This window comes from Mesorhizobium sp. LjNodule214, assembly GCF_964252735.1.
Classification (GTDB): domain Bacteria; phylum Pseudomonadota; class Alphaproteobacteria; order Rhizobiales; family Rhizobiaceae; genus Mesorhizobium.
In genome coordinates this window covers 1,279,736-1,300,499 of the sequence record NZ_CAXUPE020000002.1, presented here as the reverse complement: position 1 = coordinate 1,300,499, position 20,764 = coordinate 1,279,736, and the positions used below count along the sequence as shown (strand labels likewise).

Below are 20,764 nucleotides of genomic sequence, written 5' to 3'. Positions count from 1 at the left end.
TAGTGGCGGGGAGAAGGACGCCTTCACCGATGATTTCGCCAAATCTTTCAACGTTGCAGTGGAGAGCGCCGGAGCTGCGCGTAGCTCCCTTCTCCCCGTCACTACGGGGAGAACGTGCCGGCAGGCGGATGAGGGGCAGAGCCGACCTTTCAGATTGAATTGATTGAACAAAATCAATGCGTATCGAGTGCCTGTCGCTCCATTAGCCGCTCAGCCTCCGCCATCACCTCTCCCGGCTCAACACGTCCGCCGGGCGCGGCCAGTAGCGTCGATGCGTATGGCCCGCGCGGGCCGGTCAGGCCGGGCTCGGTCGCCAGGAACACCGCGACCGTCGGCAGGCCGAAGGCGCTGGCGAGGTGGGTGAGGCCGGTGTCGGCGCCGATGACGAAGGCCGATCGGCCGATGATCGCGGCGATGACGGCGAGCGGCGATTTCGGCACCAGCACGGTCTTTGGAACAGCCTTGGCGATCGCCTCGGCCACAGCCTTTTCCGGCTCGTTCGACCAGGTGACGACCGGCGTCATCCTCTTTTCGACCACCAGCCGGGCGGTTTCGATCCAGTCCGCTACCGGCCATTTCTTGTCCTCGCGGCTGGTGCCGTGCAGCAGGACGGCGGTTCTGCCGCTGACGCCAGTCAGACCGTCGGCCGGCGGCACGATGCCGGAGCCGAGTTCGGAAAGATCTGGCTGGTAGCCGAGCGCTATTCCGAAGAGCCGCCTTGTCCGTTCTATGGCGTGCAGGTCGCGCGGCACGGCGTAGCGGCGGTCGTAGAACCAGGTAGCCGAAGGTTCGCGCGCGCTCGAGCGGTCGAAGCCGGCGATCGGAGCCGCGGCCTGCTTCGCCACCAAGGCCGACTTGAGCAAGCCCTGCGCATCGATGACGAGGTCGTAACGGCAGGCCCGCAAGGCGCCACGCAGGTTTGAGGCCTCGCGCCAGGTGCCGCTGTTGAAAAGCCGCTTGCGCCAGCGCCTGATGGCGACAGTGTGAATCCTGCCGATCGCAGGATGCAGGCCAACTATGCCGGCAAAAGCCTCTTCCACGCACCAGTCGAACGACACGTCCGGGCGGTGACGGCGGGCATCCTCGACGGCCGGGAAGGTGTGGATGACATCGCCCATCGAAGAGGTCTTGACGATCAGCACCTTCATGCGGCGGCCGGAAGTTCCAGCAGCCGGTCCGCCGCCGCCACGACCTGTCCGACCTCAAGCGTCTTCAGGCAATTGAGGTGGCCGAGCGGGCAGATCTTCTGGTGGCAAGGCGAGCACGACAGGCCGAGCCAAACCAGTTCGGAATGTTCCGCCAGCGGCGGCGTATTCCTGGGCGACGTCGAGCCGTAGACGGCGACGATCGGCGTGCCGACGGCGGCCGCGACATGCATCAGGCCGCTGTCGTTCGACACCGCGAGCTTCGCCGCTGATATCAGGTCGATGGCGTCCTCCAGCCGCGTTTTGCCGGCCAGGTCGACAGTGCCTGGTGCAAGTGCTGCGATTTCGGCGGTCACGTCGGCGTCATTCTTCGAGCCGAACAACGCCACCTTCAGGCCCTTGGCCATCATCTCGCGGGCGAGGCCGGCATAGCTTTCGCTCGGCCAACGCTTGGCAGGTCCGAACTCGGCGCCGGGCATCAGTGCCACGAATTTCTCCGCCTTCAGCCCGAAGCGTTCGAGCAGGGCCGCCTGGTTGCCCGCGTCCACGGTGAGCCTGGGCGCCTGGAACCTACCGCCCCTGGCAAGGCTGAAATAGGCCTGTGCCGTGCGCCGCTTCACCGCGGCGGGCAGCGGCACGATGTCGGTGAGCAGGCCGTAGCGCATTTCCCTGAGGTGGCCGGTGCGGCGCGGGATGCGGGCAAAGAACGGGATCAGCGCCGATTTCCAGCTGCCCGGCAGGACATAGGCCATGTCGTAGCGGCCGCGCAGCAGGCGGCCGAAGCGCCGGCGGATGCGGAATTCGAGCGCGCCGGGTTTCAGCGGAAAGTCGATCTGCTGGCGGATTTCAGGCATGCGCTTGACCAGCGCCGCCGCCCAGGCCGGCGCCAGCACGTCGATCGCGGCGTTCGGATATTGCTCTCTCAGCGCCGAGAACAGGCACTGCGCCATCACCATATCACCCACCCAGCGTGGGCCGATCACGAGGATCGTTGGGCTTTCAGCCATTCGACATAGTCTCTGACGCCGGTTTCGACGGTGCGGAATTGGCCATTGTAGCCGGCTGCGCGCAAGCGGGACATATCAGCTTGCGTAAAACTCTGGTAGCTGCCCTTGAGATGGTCGGGAAATTCGATGAACTCGATCTCGCCCTTGCCCAGCGTGTCGATCACCGTTTCGGCTATGGCGCGGAACGGCTGGGCGCGGCCGGTACCGCAATTGAAGATGCCGCTTGAGCCCCGCTTCCACAGCCACAGATTGACGTCGGCGACATCGCCGACATGGATGAAGTCGCGGCTCTGCTCGCCGGGTCCGAAACCGCCATAGGCGCCGAACAGCTTTGGGTTCTGTCCCCGCTCGACCTGATGGAACAGATGGAAGGCGACCGAGGCCATAGCGCCCTTGTGCGCCTCGCGCGGCCCGTAGACGTTGAAATAACGCAGACCGGCCACCGGCGAATGGTCGGTGTCGAAGACCGTGCGGCGGACATAATCGTCGAACAGCTTCTTGGAATAGGCGTAGACGTTGAGCGGCCGCTCACATTGCGGCTCCTCGCGGAATTCGGCGCCGCCGCCATAGACCGAAGCCGAGGAGGCGTAGAGGAAGGGCACGCGCAGCGCCAGGCAGGCATGCAGCAGCCGCTTCGAATAGGCGTAGTTCACATCCATCATGTATTTGCCGTTCCACTCGGTGGTGGTCGAGCAGGCGCCCTGGTGGAAGACGGCCTCGATGCGACCGAGCCCGCCATCTTCGAGGCGGGTCAGGAAATCGTCCTTGTCGAGATAGTCGGCGATCTGCAAGTCGGCGAGGTTGACGATCTTGTGGCCGTCGGTGAGGTCGTCGACGACGAGGATGTCGTCATGACCTTCGGCGTTGAGCGCGGCAACGATGTTCGAGCCGATCATGCCGGCGCCGCCCGTGACGATGATCATGCTGTTGGACCCGATGCTGGTTTCGTTCGCCGATTCCGGCCCTTATAAGGGAGGCACGTTGGGCTGTCGATAAAGCAGGCGGCCGCGGGCGTATGTCACAGTGAGGCCGCAAAGCTCCCGCTTCAGTCGGTTTCGCGCCACCCGTCGGGATCGTAGGGGACAAAAGCATGCCGTCGACCGAACTGCTTATCGCCTTTTTCGCCACCACGGCGATCTTCGCCTATATCCCCGGTCCGGCCATGCTCTATGCCGCGGCGCAGACCATGGCGCGTGGGCGCTGGTCCGGGCTGACGGCGGCGCTCGGCATCCATCTCGGCGGTTATGTGCATGTCATTGCCGCCGCTGCTGGCCTGTCGGTGCTGTTCCACGCCGTGCCGCCGCTTTACATGGCTGTCAAGCTCATCGGCGCGCTCTATCTGATCTGGCTCGGCGTTTCGCTGTTTCGCGCCAGGGCGCAAGGCGATGCGGCGTTGCCGCTCATCGAGCGGAAATCGGCCCGCCGCGCCTTCTTCGAGAGCATCACCGTCGAGGTGCTCAATCCGAAGACCGCGATCTTCTTCATGGCGTTCCTGCCGCAGTTCATCGATGCTTCGGCGGCGTTTCCGGTCTGGCTGCAGTTCGTCGTGCTCGGAACCATCGTCAACCTGATGTTCTCGTCCGCCGACATCATGTGCGTGTTCCTGGCCGGTGCGATGATTGCGCGGCTGCGGCGTTCAGACCGCGCGCAGCGCATGATGCAGCGAGCGGGCGGCGCCGTCCTGGTCGGGCTGGGCGTGCACGTCGCCCTGCAGAAGAGTTGACCCATCAGCCACACTTGACCGTGACCCGGCCGCCGTTGCGCTGGCTCGAATTGCGGTATATCGGCTTCGCCATGAACGACCGGCCCTGCCAATCGAATTCCGAAACGTTTTCCAAACAGGCTTTTTCCGCGCGTTGCCCGTAACATGATCAAGCACAATCCGCCTTCTCCCGAACCGCTGCACCGCGCCATCGCGCGCTTTGGTGACGTCACCGTTCTGGTGGTCGGCGACTTCATCCTCGACCGTTTCGTCAGCGGCGTCATCGAGCGTATCTCGCCCGAAGCACCGATCCCCGTGCTGCACGGGCGCGGCGAGATGCTGGCGATGGGCGGTGCCGGCAATGTCGTCGCCAACATCGTTTCGCTGGGTGCCGCCGCGATCCCCGTTTCGGTCATCGGCACCGATGCGGCCGGCGACAATCTGATGCGGATGCTGGGCGAACTTGGCGCTGAGACCGGTGGCCTGGCGCGGGACCGCGACCGCATGACCTCGTCGAAGAGCCGCTTCAGCGCGCTCAACCAGCAGGTGCTGCGTTTCGATGAGGAGGAAGTGAAGCCGCTGGCCGACGCCGAGCGGGCGACGCTGATTAGGCATTTCCGCGCCGCGCTTGCGCGGGCCGACATCGTCATCCTGTCCGACTATGGCAAGGGCATGCTGCTCGACGGCGTCGCCGGCGAACTGATCTCGATCTGCCGCGAGGCGGGAAGACCGGTTCTGGTCGATCCGAAGGGCCGCGACTATGCGCGCTACGCCGGCGCGACCGCGATCACGCCCAACCGCAAGGAACTCGGCGAGGCCGTCGGCCACGCGGTGTTTGCCGATGACGAGATCGTCACCGCCGCGCGAGAATTGATCTCGGCCAACGGCTTCGACTTCGTCGTGGCGACGCGCAGTGAAAAGGGCATGAGCGTCGTCGGCCCGGACGATGCCCGCCACATCGCCACGCAGGCGCGGGAAGTGTTCGACGTTTCGGGCGCCGGCGACACCGTCATCGCGACATTTGCGCTGGCGCTCGCGGCCGGCGCCGATCGTGTCACGGCCGCCTCCATCGCCAATGCGGCGGGCGGGGTGGTGGTGGGCAAGCGCGGCACCGCCAGGCTGACTGTCGAGGAGCTTACCGGCGCGCTGTTTCGTTCGCACGGACCGACCGCCCACAAGGATGCCATCCTCGATGCCACATCGGCCGCACGCATGGTGGCGGCGTGGAAGGACGAGGGCCTGAGCGTCGGTTTCACCAATGGCTGCTTCGACATCCTGCATGCCGGCCATGTCAGCCTGCTGCATGCGGCGCGCAGCCAGTGCGACCGGCTGGTGCTTGGCCTGAACAGTGATGCCTCGGTGCGGCGGCTGAAGGGCTCGGGACGCCCGGTCAACGACCAGCACGACCGCGCCTGCGTGCTCGCGGCCCTCGCGTCGGTCGATGCCGTCGTCGTCTTCGAGGAGGACACGCCGCTGGCGCTGATCGAAGCCTTGCTGCCCGACATACTGGTCAAGGGTGCCGACTATACGGTCGATACCGTGGTTGGCGCCGACGTGGTGCAGAAGGCGGGCGGGCGCGTGGTGCTGGTCGATCTCGTCGCCGGCAAGAGCACCACCGGCACCATCGGCAGACTGCGCGCCAGTACAAACTGAGGGTATCCATGTCCGAATTGAACGACTACCTGGTCCGCTCGGCGGCCGCGATATCGGCGATGGCCGAGCGCGACCTGACCGGCGAGATGGAACGTGCGGTGACAGCCGTTGTTGCAGCACTTTCGCAGGGCAAGGCCTTGCTGATCTGTGGCAATGGCGGCTCGGCCAGCGATGCCATCCATATCGCCGGCGAACTGGTCGGCCGCTTCTTGAAAGAGCGCAAGGCCTACAACGTCATCGCGTTGCCGGCCAATACGGCGGTGCTGACCGCCTGGGGCAATGATTACGGCTTCGACACGGTCTTCTCGCGCCAGGTCGAGGCGCATGGTTCGGCGGGCGCGGTGCTGCTCGCCATCTCGACCAGCGGCAATTCGCCGAGCATCCTTGCCGCCGCCGAGCAGGCGCGCAAGATGGGCATGACGGTGATCAGCATGACCGGCGATACCGGCGGCAAGCTGAAGCCGCTGACGGACATACTGCTCACCGTGCCCTCGACCTCGACGCCGATCATCCAGCAAGGGCATCTGTGCCTCTACCATCATCTGTGCGAGGTGGTCGAAGCCCGCCTCAGCAATGGCTGAGGCCGCCGTGAATCCCTATCCGCTGGCGGAGCCGGGGCTTTGGGTGGAGCGGATCGGCAGCAATGTCTTTGCCAAGGATATGCCGGCGCTGTTTCTCGACCGCGACGGCACAATCAACATCGATACCGACTATCCCGGTGATCCAGCCGAGATCGTGCTGCGCGACGACATCGTGCCTGTCATCGAGGCGGCCAACCGCGGTGGGATTCCAATTGTTGTCGTCACCAACCAGTCCGGTATCGCGCGCGGCTATTTCGGCTGGAGCGAGTTCGCCGCCGTCAACGGCCGTGTGCTCGACCTGCTTCGCGAAAGAGGCGTTTTCGTCGATATGGTCATTGCCTGCGCCTATCACGACGCGGGCGTCGGGCCGCTCGCCATCGCCGGCCATCCGATGCGCAAGCCCAATCCGGGCATGCTGATCGAGGCGGCGAAGCGCCTTGACCTCGATCTCGGCCGTTCGCTGATCGTCGGCGACAAGCCGGCCGACATGGAAGCAGGCCGCTGCGCCGGCCTGTCGCGTGGCTGGCTGGTGGACGGCGAGGCGTCAGACCAGGCGGGGTTCAAGGTTTCGCCGCTGCGGGACCGCAATGACCTAGGCGGGCTGCTGACCGCCATCGAGACGCTTGGCATCAAGACGCACTGAACGCCACCAGACCCTCATCCTTGACCCGGCGGATGGTGAGCGCGGTGCGCACCGTGTCGACATTCGGCGCCGAGGCCAGTTCCTCGATGACGAAGGTCTGGAAGGTGCCGAGGTCGCTTGCCACGCAATGCAGCAGGAAATCGGATTCGCCCGACACCATCCAGGCGTCGCGCACGATCGGCCAGCCGCGCGTGCGCTCGGCAAAGGTCTTGAGCTCGGCGTCTGCCTGGTGATGCAGGCCGATCAGGCAGAAGGCGACGACATCCATGCCGAGCGCCGGGGCATTGAGCAAAGCGCGGTAGCCGCGGATGATGCCGGACTCTTCCAGCCGCCGGACGCGGCGCAGGCAGGGCGGCGCCGAAATGCCGACACGGCTCGACAGTTCGACATTGGTCATGCGTCCGTCGTTTTGAAGTTCGCGCAGGATTTTCCAGTCGATGGCGTCGAGGTCGGCTTTGAGCGGCATTGTCGGCTTTCCCCGCGCGCAAGAATCTTTCGTGATTTCTAATTAGACTCCGGGATGCATTCCATCCCTCTGCCGACGATTTTTGATCCGGACACGGATATTGCCGGATATGCCGGCGCCGAAGCTTTCCGGGGACGAAGGCCAACTTGCCTTGCTGGCGTCGCGGGCAGCACTTACATTACGCGCGACATCAGGCGTGATTTCCATGCCGCAATCCCTGGCTGCCCTCCCATAGAGGCTTTTCATGACTACCAAACACGCGCCTGTTCTTATCATTGGTTCCGGACCCGCAGGCTATACGGCGGCCATCTATGCCGCCCGTGCCATGCTGAAACCCATGCTGGTCGCCGGCCTGCAGCAGGGCGGTCAGCTGATGATCACCACCGATGTCGAAAACTATCCGGGCTTTGGCGATCCGATCCAGGGCCCGTGGCTGATGGAACAGATGCTGAAGCAGGCCGAGCATGTCGGCACCGATGTCATCAACGACATCATCACCGAGGTCGATCTCAATGTGCGGCCGTTCCGCGCCAAGGGCGATTCCGGCACCACCTACACCGCCGATACCCTGATCATCGCCACCGGCGCGCAGGCCAAATGGCTGGGTATCCCGACCGAACAGACCTTCATGGGCTTCGGCGTGTCGGCCTGCGCCACATGCGACGGCTTCTTCTATCGCGGCAAGGATGTCGCGGTGATCGGCGGCGGCAATTCGGCGGTCGAGGAGGCGCTCTATCTCTCCAACCTGGCGAAGAGTGTGACGGTCATTCACCGGCGCGGCGATTTCCGCGCCGAGCGCATCCTGCGCGAGCGGCTGTTCAAAAAGGAAAATGTCCGCGTCATCTGGGACACGATCGTCGACGAGATCACCGGCCAGCCCGGCAAGGCGCCGCTGCCGCCTTCGGTGGAAGGGCTGAAGCTGCGCAACATCGCGACCGGCGAGGTCACGCAGCTGAAGGTCGATGGCGTGTTCGTGGCGATCGGCCATGCGCCGGCGGTCGAACTGTTCGTCGGCAAGCTGAAGCAGAAGCCGAACGGTTATCTGTGGACGGCTCCAGACTCGACACGCACCGACGTGCCCGGCGTGTTCGCGGCGGGCGACGTCACCGACGACATCTACCGCCAGGCGGTGACGGCGGCCGGCCTCGGCTGCATGGCTGCGCTCGAGGCGGAAAAGTATCTCGCCGGCATCGAGGTTCACCGCGAGGCGGCGGAGTAACGAAGCGGCTGAGAAAGTCGTTTAAAAGCCTGATTTTTCATTCAGACGCCAAAACGGAGCGAGGGGAATCATGGCGCTGGACTGGGACAAGCTACGCGTGTTTCACGCTGCGGCGGAGGCGGGGTCGTTCACCCATGCCGCCGAGACACTGCACCTGTCGCAATCGGCGATCTCGCGGCAGGTCAGCGCGCTGGAGCACGATGTCGGCGTGCCGCTGTTCAACCGTCACGCGCGCGGCCTGGTGCTGACCGAACAGGGCGAGATGCTGTTCCGCACCGCGCACGACGTGCTGATGAAGCTGGAGACGATCAAGTCGCGGCTGACCGAGACCAAGGACCGGCCGTCCGGCGTGCTTCGGGTGACTACCACGGTGGGACTGGGTGCCGGCTGGCTCACCGAGCGCGTGCAGGAATTCATCGAACTCTATCCCGAAATCAGCCTGCAGCTGATCCTCGCCAATGAGGAACTCGACCTCACCATGCGCCAGGCCGATTGCGCCATCCGGCTGCGCCAGCCGCAGCAGCCGGATCTCATCCAGCGCCGCCTGTTCACCGTGCATTTCCATCTCTATGCCTCGCCGGCCTATATCGCCAAGCACGGCCAGCCAGCCTCGGTCGCCGAGCTGAGGACGCATCGCATCGTCACCTTCGGCGTGCCGGTGCCGTCGCACCTGTCGGAGCTGAACTGGCTGGAGACGGTGGGCGATTTCGAAGGCGGGCAAAGGGTGCCGACGCTGCAGATCAACGACATCCTCTCGATCAAGCGCGCCGTGCAGGGCGGCGCCGGCATCGCCATGCTGCCCGACTACGTGATCAACAAGGACTCAGGCCTGGTGCAGTTGCTGCCGGAGACCGAAGTGCCGTCCTTCGACACCTACTTCGCCTATCCGGATGCGATGAAGAACCAGGCAAAGCTTCATGTGTTTCGCGATTTCATCATTGCGAAGGCGCGAAGCTGGTCCTTCTGAGGGTGTGTCGATATTCAGGTGAGGCCGGCCTGCGAACCGGCGACTTCTTCCGCTTCCGGTACTCACGTACCAAAGTACGCTCCGTTCCGGTTCTCGGAATTCACCGTTCTCGGCTCGGCCTGACCTGAATCTCGACACACCCCCTACCCGCGCCACGGCGTCAGGCGAGGCAGCCAGCCGGGTACGGCGCGGCGGTAGGCTTCGTATTCCGCGCCATAGCGGCGGGCGAGCGTCGGCTCCTCGTAGAGCTTGACGAACGAGACCATGGCCGCGGCGGCGACGACGCCGTAGGCGAAGACGGCCCAGCTTGAAAACAGCAGCGCCTGGCCGAGGACGATCGACAGCACGGCCACATACATCGGGTTGCGGACATGGCGGTAGATGCCGCCGACGACCAGACGCTCGGTCGGCGCCACCGGTGCCGGCGTGCCCAGCCCCTCGAGCGCGAAACGGGCGAAGGAATGGAGCAGCAGGGCCGCCGCCGCTAGGATCAGGATCCAGCCGGCGGGGACAAAGCCCGGCAGTTTCGACAGCGGCAGACGATAGCGATCGGTCAGCAGCCAGGGAATCACGCCCGCGACCACGCCGGGCGCCGCGATGAAGAACAATGCGCTGCCGGCGATCGCCTGGCGTGCGCGCATCACGATCTCCTGCCATAAAATTGAACGGGCGCTGCTCGTTTCCGCATCATCCGGCGGTTTCTGTTTTTGGGTGGCAAAATCGGGCGGGTTCGGCGTTCCGCAGCGGGTTTGGCCACGAAACCTTCACCATTTCCGGCGATTCTCCTGGTCCTATCGTGCCTGAGAACGGGTTGGACCACAGCCTGCGTCTTTTTGCATGCGTGTGTTGCAAAATAGATGCTTGTTTCTTGGGCATGATGAGCACATATATAGATCATCTCCTGGGCGCGTTCTCCTCCCATTAGCGCCCTCGAGTGTTCCCCTCTGGAGGTTAGCCTTAATCGGCACTTCCAATCAAACTCAGCCGGATCTTTATTGATCCGGCTTTTTTGTTGCCCGAAGTCCACTGACCTCGAAAAAAGTCGATCGGCATTGCCACGTAACAGTGACATGTAACCTCTGGTAACATGGCGCAAACGCACTCCATCGATTAAGCAGATCATAGGACGCGGTTGGCTCGTCCGGGAGATGGGGGCATCACTCGGACGAACCGGGCTCAGGCGGCTACCGCGTCCGAACCATTTTTATCCGTCAGCCAACGGCGGAGCGATGCGGCGGACCTGCCGTTTGCCTCCCACGAGACGGTCCGCAATAGACGGCGTCCGGAACACCCGGGCGCCGTTTTTTGCTTTCTCACGCAGCCTTGCCGCTGGTGTTCATCGCCTCGTCGGCCAGACGTCCGGTGAGTTCGGCCATATGGTCGAACACGGCGCGGTAGCTGGCCACGCCCGCCGTTGCCGAGCGCAACTCGATGATCAGATCGCCGATCTCCGCCTGCGGCATGGTTGCTTCGACGACATCCCAGCCCGGCCAGTCGGGCCGCGCGTCATAGCCGAGAATCTGGCCACGCCGCTGCGGGATCAGCGCGATGATCTTCGAGGTCGCTTCGGACGGCGTGACGATCTCGACCTTCATCACCGGCTCGAGCAACACCGGTGAGCAGGCGGCCATGCCTTCCTTCATCGCCAGCTTGGCGGCCATCTGGAAGGCCATGTCCGAGGAATCGACGGCATGGTAGGAGCCGTCGGACAGGTTGACGGCGACGTCGACCACCGGGAAGCCAAGCGGGCCGAATTTCAGATAGTCGCGTATGCCCGTCTCGACCGACTGGATGTAGGTCTTCGGCACGACGCCGCCGGTGATGGTGTCGGTGAACTGGAAACCCGAGCCGCGCGGCAGCGGCTTGATCTCGATTACCACATCGCCGAACTGGCCGTGGCCGCCGGACTGCTTCTTGTGGCGGCCGCGCTGCTGCGCCGGTTTGCGGATGGTCTCGCGGTAGGGCACGGCCGGTGTGTGGCCTTCGACCGGGATCTGGTTCTTGCCTTCGAGCCGCTCACGCACGACACGCAGATGCATCTCGCCATGCCCCGACAGCACGGTCTCGGCGGAATCCTGGTTGTGGCGCAGGCTGAGTGAGGGATCTTCCTCGGCAAGACGCTGGATGGCCGCCGACATCTTGACCTCGTCCTTGCGTTCCTTCGGCCGTAGCGCGAAGGCGAAGACCGGTTGCGGTGGCGCCAGCGTGGCCAACGGCTTGATGCCGCCCTTGGCTGAACTCAGCGTTTCTCCGGTCTTGACGGTGTCGAGCTTGCCGAGCGCGACAGTGTCGCCGGCCTTGGCGATGGCGAGCTTGGACTGGTCCTTGCCGAGCATCCTGTAGATGCCGGAGACCTTTGCCGTTTCGCCGTTCGACAGGAAGAGTTCGGTGGCGTCGGCGACCTGGCCGGAGAGCACGCGCGAGACCGACAGCTTGCCGCCATGCGCCGTATGGATGGTCTTCATCACCTGGACCACCGTCTGATTGCCGTCGGTAGCAGCCAGGCGTTTGCGCGTCGCCTCGACGTCGGGCGCATCGTGGCGGATCGCCTTCAGCAGACGCAGCACGCCATTGCCCTTCTCGGCGGTGCCGATGAGCACCGGCGTTACAATACCTTCACGCAGGTCGGCCGCGAGGTCGTCGAAGATTTCGTCCTTCGGCGGTTCGATCTCCTCGAGCAGCTGTTCCATGAGCTGGTCGTCGTGGTCGGCGAGGGTCTCCAGCATGGAAAAGCGCGCCTCCAGCTCACGCGCCTTGTCGTCGCCCGGGATGTCGGCGACCTCGCTTTCGGCATATTCGCGATAGATGTAGGCGCGCTCCAAGGCCAGATCGATCGAGCCGATGACGACGCTGTCCTTGCGTAGCGGAATCTGGCGCAGCAGCAGCGGCACCGAGCTTGCCGGCTGCAGCATCTTCAGCGTGTCGCGCACTCCGGCGATGGCCTTGTCGACCTTGTTCAGGAACAGGATGCGCGGCAGGCCGAGATCGTCGAGCTTGCGCATGATGAGCTGCAGGGCAGGGATCTTCTTTTCATCGGCTTCGGCGACGACCACGGCGACGTCGCAGGCGGCGAGCACAGGCTCGGCCTCGAACGAGAATTCGATAGAGCCGGGACAGTCGACGAAGGTAAGCTGCTCGCCCATGAATTCGGTGGTCGCGAAGGTCGCCTCGACGCTCATGGCATGGGCGCGCGCCTCGGGCGAATGATCGGAAACGGTGCTTCCCGACGAAACGGGATTCTGGCGGGGAATGGCGCCCGTGCGGGCGAGTATGGCTTCGAGAAGTGTCGTCTTACCGCTTGCGAAGGGACCGACTATGGCAATGCATTTCGGTCCCGTGCGTCGTCCTCCGGCGCGAGTACCCATGGCTGACCTCCACTCAGGCGTTTCCCTGGGAGCGGCGGCCGGCCTGTTCGGCCGTCGCGGGGCGGGGGTTCTTTTCGTTTTGCCACCTGCCCGAGAGCATCGTCCCACGGGTTTGCGGGGAGGGCAAGGAAAATAGGAAATTCGCCGGCTTTGGTTGTCTCAGGCGGTCCGGGCAAGCGATCCGGAGCGCGCGGCAAGCAGGGCGCCTGCCTTGTCGCGCGGTGCCGGCCTGCCGAAGAAGTAGCCCTGGAAGCGGTTGCAGCCGGCGGCCCTGGCAAGGGTGAACTCTTCTTCCGTCTCGATGCCTTCGGCAACGATGGTGACATGCTGGATGCGCGCGATCTGCGCCAGCGCCGAAACGAAGATCTGGGCGACCTGATCGTGGGCGAGGCTGCGGATGTAGGATCGGTCTATCTTGATGCTGTCGATGGGCAAGGTCTTGAGATAGTTGAAACCGCAATGGCCGGTGCCGAAATCGTCGAGCGCGATGTGAAAGCCGAGGCCGCGCAGCGTTTCGAGGCGCCTCAGGATTTCGGGTGAGGCGGCGGTCGCCACCGTCTCGGTGATCTCGATGATGAATTGCTCCGCCGAGCGGCCGGTCTCACGCAGCACGCGGTCGCACATCGTGACAATCTCGTCGCGTTTCAGTTGCTCGCCCGAGACGTTGATGCTGATGCGGCGCCCGTGAAAATGGGCAACGTCGGCGCAGGCGCGCTTGAACACCCATTCGCCCAGCATGTCGATCAGGGTCGAGCGTTCGGCGATTGGAATGAACTCGGCAGGCGAGATCAGGCCACGCACAGGATGACGCCAGCGTATCAGCCCCTCCAACGCGTAGGCGGAGCCGTCGGGGTCGACAATGGGCTGATAGTGCAGTTCGAGTTCGCCGAGGTAGACGGCTGCCCGCAATTCGCGCTCGATCAGGCGGCGGTAGCGTTTGTCGGACAGCATCTCCTCGTCGAACACTGTGACGCGGCCGCGGCCGCCGGCCTTGCTTTCATAGAGCGCCAGGTCGGCAAGCAGCATCAATTCCGTCGTGTTCGAGGCATGCGCCGGGGCAAGCGCCACACCGATCGAAATGGAGAGCGGGATGGTCTTGCCTTCATGCGACTTGCCGGCCCGCATTGCGTCGAGCAGGCGGCGCGCATCCTTGTTGATCGCTGCCAGATCGCCATGCGGAATGATGACGCCGAACTCGTCGCCACCCAGGCGTCCGACCACCCCGTCGGCAAAGGTGCGTTCAGCGGCCTTGACCAGATGCGCCAGGGCGAGATCGCCAAACTGATGGCCGAACGTGTCGTTGAGCTGCTTGAAATGGTCGAGGTCGATCAAAAGCAGGCTCGCCTGTCGCCGGTTGCGCAAGGAGGTCAGCCTGTCGCGCAGCGCCTCGATGAAATAGCGGCGGGTCATGGCGCCGGTCATCGCGTCCACGGTCAGAAAACGGTGCTTTTCCGCTTCGGCCGCCGCCGCCGACTGCAGGCGCTGGACCACGCTGCTGCGCATGTACATCAGCACCAGCAGCGCCAGGCCGGTAGCGACCATCGAAACGACGAGGGCGGTGATGTAGGAGAAGTCTTCGACCCAGCCGAGCGCGCCAAGCGCGGTCGCTGCTATGCTCAGCACAAGCAGGAACTGGATGCCGCGGTAGACCCTGCCGCTATGGTCCTTGATCGTCGCCAGTATGCTCATGTCACCGTCCCCGCAACACAAGCCACGGCTAGAGCCCAGCTGTTAAGAAGACATTGAGTTTGCCGAAGGCAGCCGCGATTTTTCGTCCTGTGGCGCCGACGATCGGAAACTTCTGGGTTGGCATCGTCGCCGACGCGGTCCGTTCAACCGGCCTGGCTTCGGCGCTGCCTCACCAGGGCGCTATCCGCGCTCTGCGCCTCGACCGCGTCGGCAAAGCGCGACAGCATCGGATTGAACAGGTCCGGCCGCTCCCAGAAGGGGGCGTGCCCGACACCGGGGACGACATGGCAATGTTCCCACAGCGCGCCGTAGTGCAGCGTCTCGAAGTAACTGAGCCGGACAAACGGATCATTCTCACCGTTGACGATCGCAACCGGGAATGCGGCCTGCTCGACCACCTGCCTCTGGTCGGCGCCGTCGCCGCTCATCATGCTGCGCGTCACCGTGGCGCGCAGCCTGCCGTCCGTGCGCAGTATGGTCTGACGGAAGGACGGATCGGCGCTGTCGCCGAAGCACAGTGTCTCGAAACGCTCGGCATCGCGTTCCGAGTAGATTTTCTTGGAGGCGAGCAGCATGTCCCAATGCGCGTGGAAGCCGCGCAGCATGCCGAACAGCCCTTTCGACACTGGCGGGGCGCCGGTCAGCATCAGTCCGCGGATTGCCGGATAGAAACCCGCGAGCTCCATGGCGACGTGGCCACCGAGCGACCAGCCGAAGACGATGGCATGGCCGATGGCCAGACGGTCGAGGAGCTCACCCGCCGATCGAGCCAGGCCGGCGATCGTGTAGGCTGTTGCCGGATCGTGAGCATCCGAGGATCCGCCATGGCCGGGAAGGTCGAAGGCGATCAGTCGGTGGGCATCGGCGAGCGGGCTGTCGAACTGCCTGGCGAACACGGCGCGCGAGCTGCCCGAGCCATGGATCATCAGGATCGGCATGCCAAGGCCCGACGATTCGCTGAGGCGCAAATCGGCCTGTGATGTGCGGATCGTGCGCTCGGCAACGGCCATACTGGATTGAACCTCCGGATTGCGTGGCCGGCAACATCTCACAGCGGGGTCTACACCACCTTTAAGTTTCTGGTTAAGAAAGGATTTATAAGCGGCGACCGGTTATAGTGGCCGAATCCTTGGTGAACGATGGGGGTGGTGATGGAACGCGGGCTTGATCTTCTTCTCTCGATCAGCAGCATCGCAACGGTCGGCCAGTATCTCTGGTCGATGCGTGCCCATTTCCAGGCGACGACCATGTCTGCCGGCGCGATGGTGATTTCGGCGGTCGTGGCCGCGACGGCACTGTTCTTTCTGGCGATACTCTGGATCCTGCCGCAGCCGCCGGCGGCGTTGATCGCCGGGCTGGCAATCCAGTTGATCAGCTCTGCCCTGTTCTGGTGGGCGATCTCGACGTCGCGCAAGGCGCGGCTGCGCTTTGCGTTTGCCGAGGACAATCCCCATAGCCTGGTGACCGACGGTCCGTTCGGCTATATCCGCCATCCGTTCTACACATCCTACATCATCTTCTGGATCGGATGGGGCGTCGCCACCTGGTCGATCCTGGCCGTGGTGCCGGTTGCCGGGATAATCGTGATCTATGTGATCGCGGCGCTGGACGAAGAGAAGAAGTTCTCGCGCACCGAACTGGCCGATGCCTATGCGGCCCACCGCAAGCGAGCCGGCCTGTTCTGGCCGCGGCTGGGGTAACGCTGCCGCAATATCCATGCGTGCCGCTTGCTGGACGGTGTCGAGCAGGCGGTTGCGCAACAGCCGATATCGGACGAGAGTGCCGCCGGCTTCCATGATCGGCGCCGCCGGATCGACGGTTGCCGCGCCATCAGCTTGAGGATCGAGACCATGAAGATCATTGCCTGCGGCAGCGTGCCGACCATTCTCGCTCCGGACAAATATTTCACCGGCCGCGTGCTGCAGACACCGATCATCGAGAAGGAAGCGCCGGCCCGGCTCAGGGCCACCCTGGTCAGCTTCGAGCCGGGCGCACGCACCTTCTGGCACACGCACCCGCTTGGCCAGACGCTCTATGTCACATCCGGCGCCGGCCGCGCGCAGACTTGGGGCGGCCCGATCCAGGACATCAAGGCCGGCGACGTCATCTCGTTCGATCCCGGCGAAAAGCACTGGCATGGCGCCGGCGCGCAAACAGCGATGACGCATGTCGCCATGCAGGAGGCGCTCGACGGCGTCCATGCCGACTGGCTGGAACAGGTCACCGACGCGCAGTTTGGCGGTTGATATCTTGTGGTTTTGAAACAAAAAACCCGGCCGCGTGGGGCCGGGTTTCATTGCAACAATGCCGTGCGCGATCAGGTCAGCGAGGCAGTGAAACGCTGGATGCGGGTGCATGCCTCTTCAAGCAGCGTTTCCGAGGTGGCATAGGAAATGCGGAAGTTCGGGCCGAGGCCGAAGGCCGAGCCAAACACCACCGCTACGCCTTCCGCCTCGAGCAGTTCCGAGCAGAAGGTCTCGTCGGTGTCGATGACCTTGCCGCCCTTGGTCGTCTTGCCGATCAGCTGCGCACAGGACGGGTAGACATAGAAGGCGCCTTCCGGCGACGGGCACGTGATGCCGCGCGCCTGGGTGAGCATCGAGACGACGAGGTCGCGCCGGCCCTGGAAGATCGCCTTGTTCCTGGCGATGAAATCCTGCGGACCGTTCAGCGCCTCGACCGAGGCCCATTGCGCGATGGTGCAGGCGCCCGAGGTCTGCTGGCCCTGGATCATGTCCATGGCTTTGATCAGTGCCACCGGGCCCGCCGCATAGCCGATGCGCCAGCCGGTCATGGCATAGGCCTTCGACACGCCGTTCATGGTCAGCGTGCGCTCGTAGAGCCTCGGCTCGACCTTGGCGATGGTCTTGAAGACGAAGTCGCCGTAGGTCAGGTGCTCGTACATGTCGTCGGTCAGCGTCCAGACATGGGGATGCTTCAGCAGCACGTCGGCCAGTGCCCTGAGTTCGGCTTCCGTGTAGGCGGCGCCGGACGGGTTCGACGGTGAGTTCATCAGAAGCCATTTGGTCTTCGGCGTGATCGCCTTTTCCAGCACGTCCGCCGTCAGCTTGAAGCCGTTGTCTATCGAGGTGTCGGCAAACACAGACGTGCCGCCGCAGATCGCCACCATTTCGGGGTAGCTGACCCAGTAGGGGCGGGGGATGATGACTTCGTCGCCGGGGTTCAGCGTCGCCATGAAGGCATTGAACAGGATCTGCTTGCCGCCGGTGCCGACGATGGTCTGCTCCGGCCGGTAGTCGAGATTATTCTCGCGCTTGAATTTCTTCGAGATCGCCTCGCGCAGCGGCGCGATGCCGGAAACCGGCGGATACTTCGTCTCACCGCGGCGGATCGCCTCGATCGCCGCGTTCTTGATGTTGTCTGGCGTATCGAAATCCGGCTCGCCGGCGCCCAGCCCGATCACGTCGCGGCCGGCATTTTTCAGCTCACGCGCTTTCTGCGTCACCGCGATGGTCGCGGAAGGCTTTACGCGGGAAAGGGCGTCGGCAAGAAAGGCCATGACCAGATATCTCCAGGGACGGTCGGCGCGGCCAGGAGTGGCCGCGGCGCTTCTCTTGTCGCATCATGCCGGCAAGCGCAAGCATTGTCGGATGAGCCAGACCTCAAATCCGCGGCAACAATAAATTCATCAACGGCCGGTAGAACCTTGAGCGGCAGGATCGCAACCCAAATTCCGCCAGTCTTGCGGAGCGAGGAACCGTGTCGCGTAGCATCGGGCTTGCCCACATCATCCGTCATAATGACGGCACCTCCAGCGGTGTCTGGGGCATCTATACGCTGCAGAGCGCCTTCCAGCCGATCTTCGCCTTCAAGGAAGGCAAGTTGTCGGTCGTCGCATTCGAGGGGCTTATCCGGCCGTTTCGTGACGGCGAGCCGCAGCCGCCGATGAACTTCTTCAGCACCTGTCCGGCAGCCGACCGCCTGCACATCGAAGCGCTGACCAGGACGCTGCATCTGCTCAATGCCGGCGTCTGCCTGCCGGAAGAGGCATCGATTTTCATCAATTTCGACCCTTCGGTGTTCAGCGACCGCGCCATTGTCGACATGGCGCTACGCGAAATGAGGCTGGTGCTGCACGAGGCCGGGATCGATCCGCGCCGCATCGTCTGCGAGGTCACCGAGCAGAAGTCGGCATCGCAGGAAACCCTCTACAGTTTCGTCGAGGCGCTGAGGGCCAATGGCTTCCGCATCGCGGTCGACGACTACGGCGCCGACGATTCCGACATCAACCGCATCAAGGAACTCAGGCCCGACATCGTCAAGTTCGACGCGCACTGGATCACGCAGCTGATGGAGTCCGGCGCCGGCTTTGCGCTGTTGACCGCCATGGTGACGAGCTTCGAACGGCAAGGCATCCGCACGGTGTTCGAAGGCATCGAGGAAGGCTGGCAGCTCGAGCTGGCCGAAAAATCCGGCGCCTCGATGGTGCAGGGTTTCGTGCTGGCGCGGCCGGAACTCGCGCCGACCAGCTTTCGCGTCTTCGGCAAGGACGTGCAGCCGCAGGCGGCAGACAGCACGGCCAAGGCACCGGCCAGCCCGGCCGTCGCGGCTTCGGGCCGGCCGGCGAAAGCGTTCGGACGCAGGACCGCGCCATGAGCGGGCGGCCGGACAGGCGGCGCGATGCCGCTGATGCGATCTTTGCCGACGAGGTCGGCATCGAATATGGCGTCTACAACGCATTCCGGCTGAGAAGCGCCTATCAGCCGATCTTCACGCCGCGCGGTGGAACGCTGACGGCGGTCGCCGTCGAAGGACTGATCGAGCCGCATCGCGCCGGCAGGCCGGTTGCCCCGCCAGTATTCTTCGACGGCATTGCGGCGCCTGATCGCCTGTTCGTCGAGACGATGTGCCGGATGTTGCATCTGAGGAACTTCCGCAACATCGGCGTCGAAGGGCTTGACCTGTTCTTCAACTACAATCCGCTGATCAACGACCATCCCGGTCGCGCACTGGCCGAAATCCGGCTGATGACCAGGCATCTCGGCGACTTCGACCTCCATCCAGGCATGCTGGTCTGCGAGATCACCGAGCAGGCGGCGGACGACAAGGTGCTTGTTGGCCTGGTCCATGAAATGCGCCGCCACGGCATCCGCATCGCCATTGACGATTTCGGCACCGGGCACTCGACCGAAGAGAGGATTGCGCTGCTTTCGCCCGATATCGTCAAGATCGACGGTACGTGGTTTGCGCAATTCTGCCGCCATGCCGCTGCCGAACGCTTCTTCCGGCCGCTTGTCTCGATGCTGCACGATCGCGGCGCCAAGGTGCTGGTCGAAGGCATCGAGCAATCGGTGCATCTGCGCGTGGCGCTCGACGGTGGTGTGGATCTGCTGCAGGGCTTTCACCTCGCTCGTCCGGCGCTGGCCGGCACGATCTTCAACGAAGAGCCGCTTTCCATCGAGGCGCTGCTCGGCATGGACAACAAGGTCGTGCCGTTGCATCAACGGCGCTGATGGGAACGCCAAAACAAATCACTGGATGATCTCATCTGCGTCGCGATAGAGCCTTGCAGCGGGCTGAACGCGCGAGGGAGCAGCGATGATACTCTACGGAATGATCGACAGCGGCAATTGCTACAAGCCGCGCCTGCTGATGGCCAAGCTCGGCATCGCCTTCACCAATGTCGAGGTGAGCTCGCACACCGGCGAAACCCGCAAGGCCGACTATGTCGCCAAGAACCCGAATGCCATGGTGCCGCTGCTTGAGCTCGACGATGGCAGGCGGCTCGCCGAATCCAACGCCATCCTGCTTTATCTTGCCGAAGGCACGCGCTTCCTGCCGGCCGACCGCTACCAGCGGGCGCTGGCCTATCAGTGGCTGTTCTTCGAGCAGTACAGCCACGAGCCCTACATCGCGGTGCGCAAGGCGCTGCTGACCTCCCCTGAAAGAGCCAAGGATGCAACACTGGAGCGGCTGGCGTCGACGCTGGAGCGCGGCAACAAGGCGCTCGGCGTGATGAACCGGCATCTGGAGAAAAACACCTTCTTCGCGGGCAGTGCGTTCAGCGTCGCCGACATCGCGCTCTATGCCTATACGCACACGGCCGAGATGGGCGGCTTCCAGCTTGACGCCTATCCGGCGGTGTCGGCTTGGCTTAGCCGAGTGGAGGCGGATCCGGAGCATGTTCCGATGGAATGGCTGGGGTAGTTTTGTCCTCACGCTGTCGCCGTTTCGCGGCTGCTCCGGACGGGGCGCGCCAACAGGCGCGACGCCCGGTCGGGCTTGCGGCCTGCGGCCCGGGTGTCAAATCCGAATACGTCCAGATTGAAGGAATCCGGGCAAATAAAAAGGCGGGACAAATCCCGC

At 64.0% G+C, this 20,764-nt stretch carries 20 protein-coding genes; 11 read left to right on the top strand and 9 right to left on the bottom strand.

Annotated features, from left to right (window positions below):
- Positions 1 to 173: 173 nt before the first annotated feature.
- From waaC to rfaD, 3 genes are read right to left on the bottom strand one after another with little or no spacing between them, the layout of a single operon-like run.
- Positions 174 to 1,148 (bottom strand): lipopolysaccharide heptosyltransferase I, encoded by a 975-nt coding sequence (waaC, locus tag ACSQ3Z_RS19975; RefSeq protein ID WP_436173014.1) that lies wholly within the window; start codon positions 1,146 to 1,148, stop codon positions 174 to 176.
- The gene (waaF, locus tag ACSQ3Z_RS19970; protein WP_436173013.1) at positions 1,145 to 2,152 is read right to left on the bottom strand and encodes a lipopolysaccharide heptosyltransferase II; all 1,008 of its coding nucleotides are present in this window, start codon (positions 2,150 to 2,152) and stop codon (positions 1,145 to 1,147) included. Before waaF ends, waaC begins: the two co-directional genes overlap by 4 nt.
- Positions 2,125 to 3,075: an ADP-glyceromanno-heptose 6-epimerase gene (gene rfaD / locus ACSQ3Z_RS19965; protein ID WP_436173012.1), complete on the bottom strand. Its 951-nt coding sequence runs from the start codon at positions 3,073 to 3,075 to the stop codon at positions 2,125 to 2,127. Before rfaD ends, waaF begins: the two co-directional genes overlap by 28 nt.
- 167 nt (positions 3,076 to 3,242) lie before the next feature.
- On the opposite strand from rfaD, the gene ACSQ3Z_RS19960 reads away from it, so the two are divergent.
- From ACSQ3Z_RS19960 to ACSQ3Z_RS19945, 4 genes are all read left to right on the top strand, one after another.
- Positions 3,243 to 3,875 (top strand): LysE family translocator, encoded by a 633-nt coding sequence (locus ACSQ3Z_RS19960; protein ID WP_436173011.1) that lies wholly within the window; start codon positions 3,243 to 3,245, stop codon positions 3,873 to 3,875.
- Between the two features lie 144 nt (positions 3,876 to 4,019).
- Positions 4,020 to 5,507 (top strand): D-glycero-beta-D-manno-heptose-7-phosphate kinase, encoded by a 1,488-nt coding sequence (gene rfaE1, locus ACSQ3Z_RS19955; protein WP_436173010.1) that lies wholly within the window; start codon positions 4,020 to 4,022, stop codon positions 5,505 to 5,507.
- An 8-nt stretch (positions 5,508 to 5,515) separates the two neighbouring features.
- The gene (locus ACSQ3Z_RS19950) at positions 5,516 to 6,088 is read left to right on the top strand and encodes a D-sedoheptulose-7-phosphate isomerase (protein ID WP_436173009.1); all 573 of its coding nucleotides are present in this window, start codon (positions 5,516 to 5,518) and stop codon (positions 6,086 to 6,088) included.
- Positions 6,081 to 6,731, top strand: a complete 651-nt coding sequence (locus ACSQ3Z_RS19945; RefSeq protein WP_436173008.1) for a D-glycero-alpha-D-manno-heptose-1,7-bisphosphate 7-phosphatase — start codon at positions 6,081 to 6,083, stop codon at positions 6,729 to 6,731. Before ACSQ3Z_RS19950 ends, ACSQ3Z_RS19945 begins: the two co-directional genes overlap by 8 nt.
- Here the strand turns inward: ACSQ3Z_RS19945 and ACSQ3Z_RS19940 are convergent.
- A complete protein-coding gene (locus tag ACSQ3Z_RS19940; protein ID WP_436173007.1) occupies positions 6,718 to 7,197 on the bottom strand; it encodes an Lrp/AsnC family transcriptional regulator in 480 nt (159 codons plus the stop codon). The two genes, ACSQ3Z_RS19945 and ACSQ3Z_RS19940, sit on opposite strands and share 14 nt — an antisense overlap.
- A gap of 244 nt (positions 7,198 to 7,441) precedes the next feature.
- Between ACSQ3Z_RS19940 and trxB the strand changes: the two genes are divergently transcribed.
- Both trxB and ACSQ3Z_RS19930 read left to right on the top strand, forming a co-directional pair.
- On the top strand, positions 7,442 to 8,416 hold the full coding sequence (gene trxB, locus ACSQ3Z_RS19935; protein WP_436173006.1) for a thioredoxin-disulfide reductase: 975 nt from the start codon (positions 7,442 to 7,444) through the stop codon (positions 8,414 to 8,416).
- 70 nt (positions 8,417 to 8,486) lie between these two features.
- Positions 8,487 to 9,383, top strand: coding sequence for a LysR family transcriptional regulator (locus ACSQ3Z_RS19930; protein WP_436173005.1), 897 nt, complete (start codon positions 8,487 to 8,489; stop codon positions 9,381 to 9,383).
- A gap of 143 nt (positions 9,384 to 9,526) precedes the next feature.
- Here the strand turns inward: ACSQ3Z_RS19930 and ACSQ3Z_RS19925 are convergent, their stop codons facing one another.
- The 4 genes from ACSQ3Z_RS19925 to ACSQ3Z_RS19910 all read right to left on the bottom strand — a co-directional run bounded on the left by ACSQ3Z_RS19925 (position 9,527) and on the right by ACSQ3Z_RS19910 (position 15,447).
- The gene (locus ACSQ3Z_RS19925; protein ID WP_436173004.1) at positions 9,527 to 10,024 is read right to left on the bottom strand and encodes a methyltransferase family protein; all 498 of its coding nucleotides are present in this window, start codon (positions 10,022 to 10,024) and stop codon (positions 9,527 to 9,529) included.
- Positions 10,025 to 10,696: 672 nt separating this feature from the next.
- Complete coding sequence (locus ACSQ3Z_RS19920) at positions 10,697 to 12,748, bottom strand: elongation factor G (RefSeq protein WP_436173003.1); 2,052 nt, start codon at positions 12,746 to 12,748, stop codon at positions 10,697 to 10,699.
- A 159-nt stretch (positions 12,749 to 12,907) separates the two neighbouring features.
- Positions 12,908 to 14,437 carry a putative bifunctional diguanylate cyclase/phosphodiesterase gene (locus tag ACSQ3Z_RS19915; RefSeq protein ID WP_436173002.1) on the bottom strand — a complete coding sequence of 510 codons (1,530 nt, stop codon included), beginning with the start codon at positions 14,435 to 14,437 and terminating at the stop codon, positions 12,908 to 12,910.
- Positions 14,438 to 14,580: 143 nt separating this feature from the next.
- Complete coding sequence (locus tag ACSQ3Z_RS19910) at positions 14,581 to 15,447, bottom strand: alpha/beta fold hydrolase (protein WP_436173001.1); 867 nt, start codon at positions 15,445 to 15,447, stop codon at positions 14,581 to 14,583.
- Positions 15,448 to 15,588: 141 nt separating this feature from the next.
- Between ACSQ3Z_RS19910 and ACSQ3Z_RS19905 the strand changes: the two genes are divergently transcribed.
- Both ACSQ3Z_RS19905 and ACSQ3Z_RS19900 read left to right on the top strand, forming a co-directional pair.
- A complete protein-coding gene (locus ACSQ3Z_RS19905) occupies positions 15,589 to 16,137 on the top strand; it encodes a methyltransferase family protein (protein ID WP_436173000.1) in 549 nt (182 codons plus the stop codon).
- Between the two features lie 150 nt (positions 16,138 to 16,287).
- Positions 16,288 to 16,683: a (R)-mandelonitrile lyase gene (locus ACSQ3Z_RS19900; protein WP_436173946.1), complete on the top strand. Its 396-nt coding sequence runs from the start codon at positions 16,288 to 16,290 to the stop codon at positions 16,681 to 16,683.
- A gap of 71 nt (positions 16,684 to 16,754) precedes the next feature.
- Here the strand turns inward: ACSQ3Z_RS19900 and ACSQ3Z_RS19895 are convergent, their stop codons facing one another.
- Positions 16,755 to 17,957: a pyridoxal phosphate-dependent aminotransferase gene (locus ACSQ3Z_RS19895; protein ID WP_436172999.1), complete on the bottom strand. Its 1,203-nt coding sequence runs from the start codon at positions 17,955 to 17,957 to the stop codon at positions 16,755 to 16,757.
- 200 nt (positions 17,958 to 18,157) lie between these two features.
- Between ACSQ3Z_RS19895 and ACSQ3Z_RS19890 the strand changes: the two genes are divergently transcribed.
- The 3 genes from ACSQ3Z_RS19890 (at position 18,158) to ACSQ3Z_RS19880 (ending at position 20,605) form a co-directional block, all read left to right on the top strand.
- A complete protein-coding gene (locus ACSQ3Z_RS19890; RefSeq protein WP_436172998.1) occupies positions 18,158 to 19,054 on the top strand; it encodes an EAL domain-containing protein in 897 nt (298 codons plus the stop codon).
- On the top strand, positions 19,051 to 19,911 hold the full coding sequence (locus ACSQ3Z_RS19885) for an EAL domain-containing protein (protein ID WP_436172997.1): 861 nt from the start codon (positions 19,051 to 19,053) through the stop codon (positions 19,909 to 19,911). The genes ACSQ3Z_RS19890 and ACSQ3Z_RS19885 overlap by 4 nt, the downstream gene beginning before the upstream one ends.
- 85 nt (positions 19,912 to 19,996) lie before the next feature.
- On the top strand, positions 19,997 to 20,605 hold the full coding sequence (locus ACSQ3Z_RS19880) for a glutathione S-transferase family protein (RefSeq protein ID WP_436172996.1): 609 nt from the start codon (positions 19,997 to 19,999) through the stop codon (positions 20,603 to 20,605).
- The last annotated feature ends 159 nt before the right edge of the window (positions 20,606 to 20,764 follow it).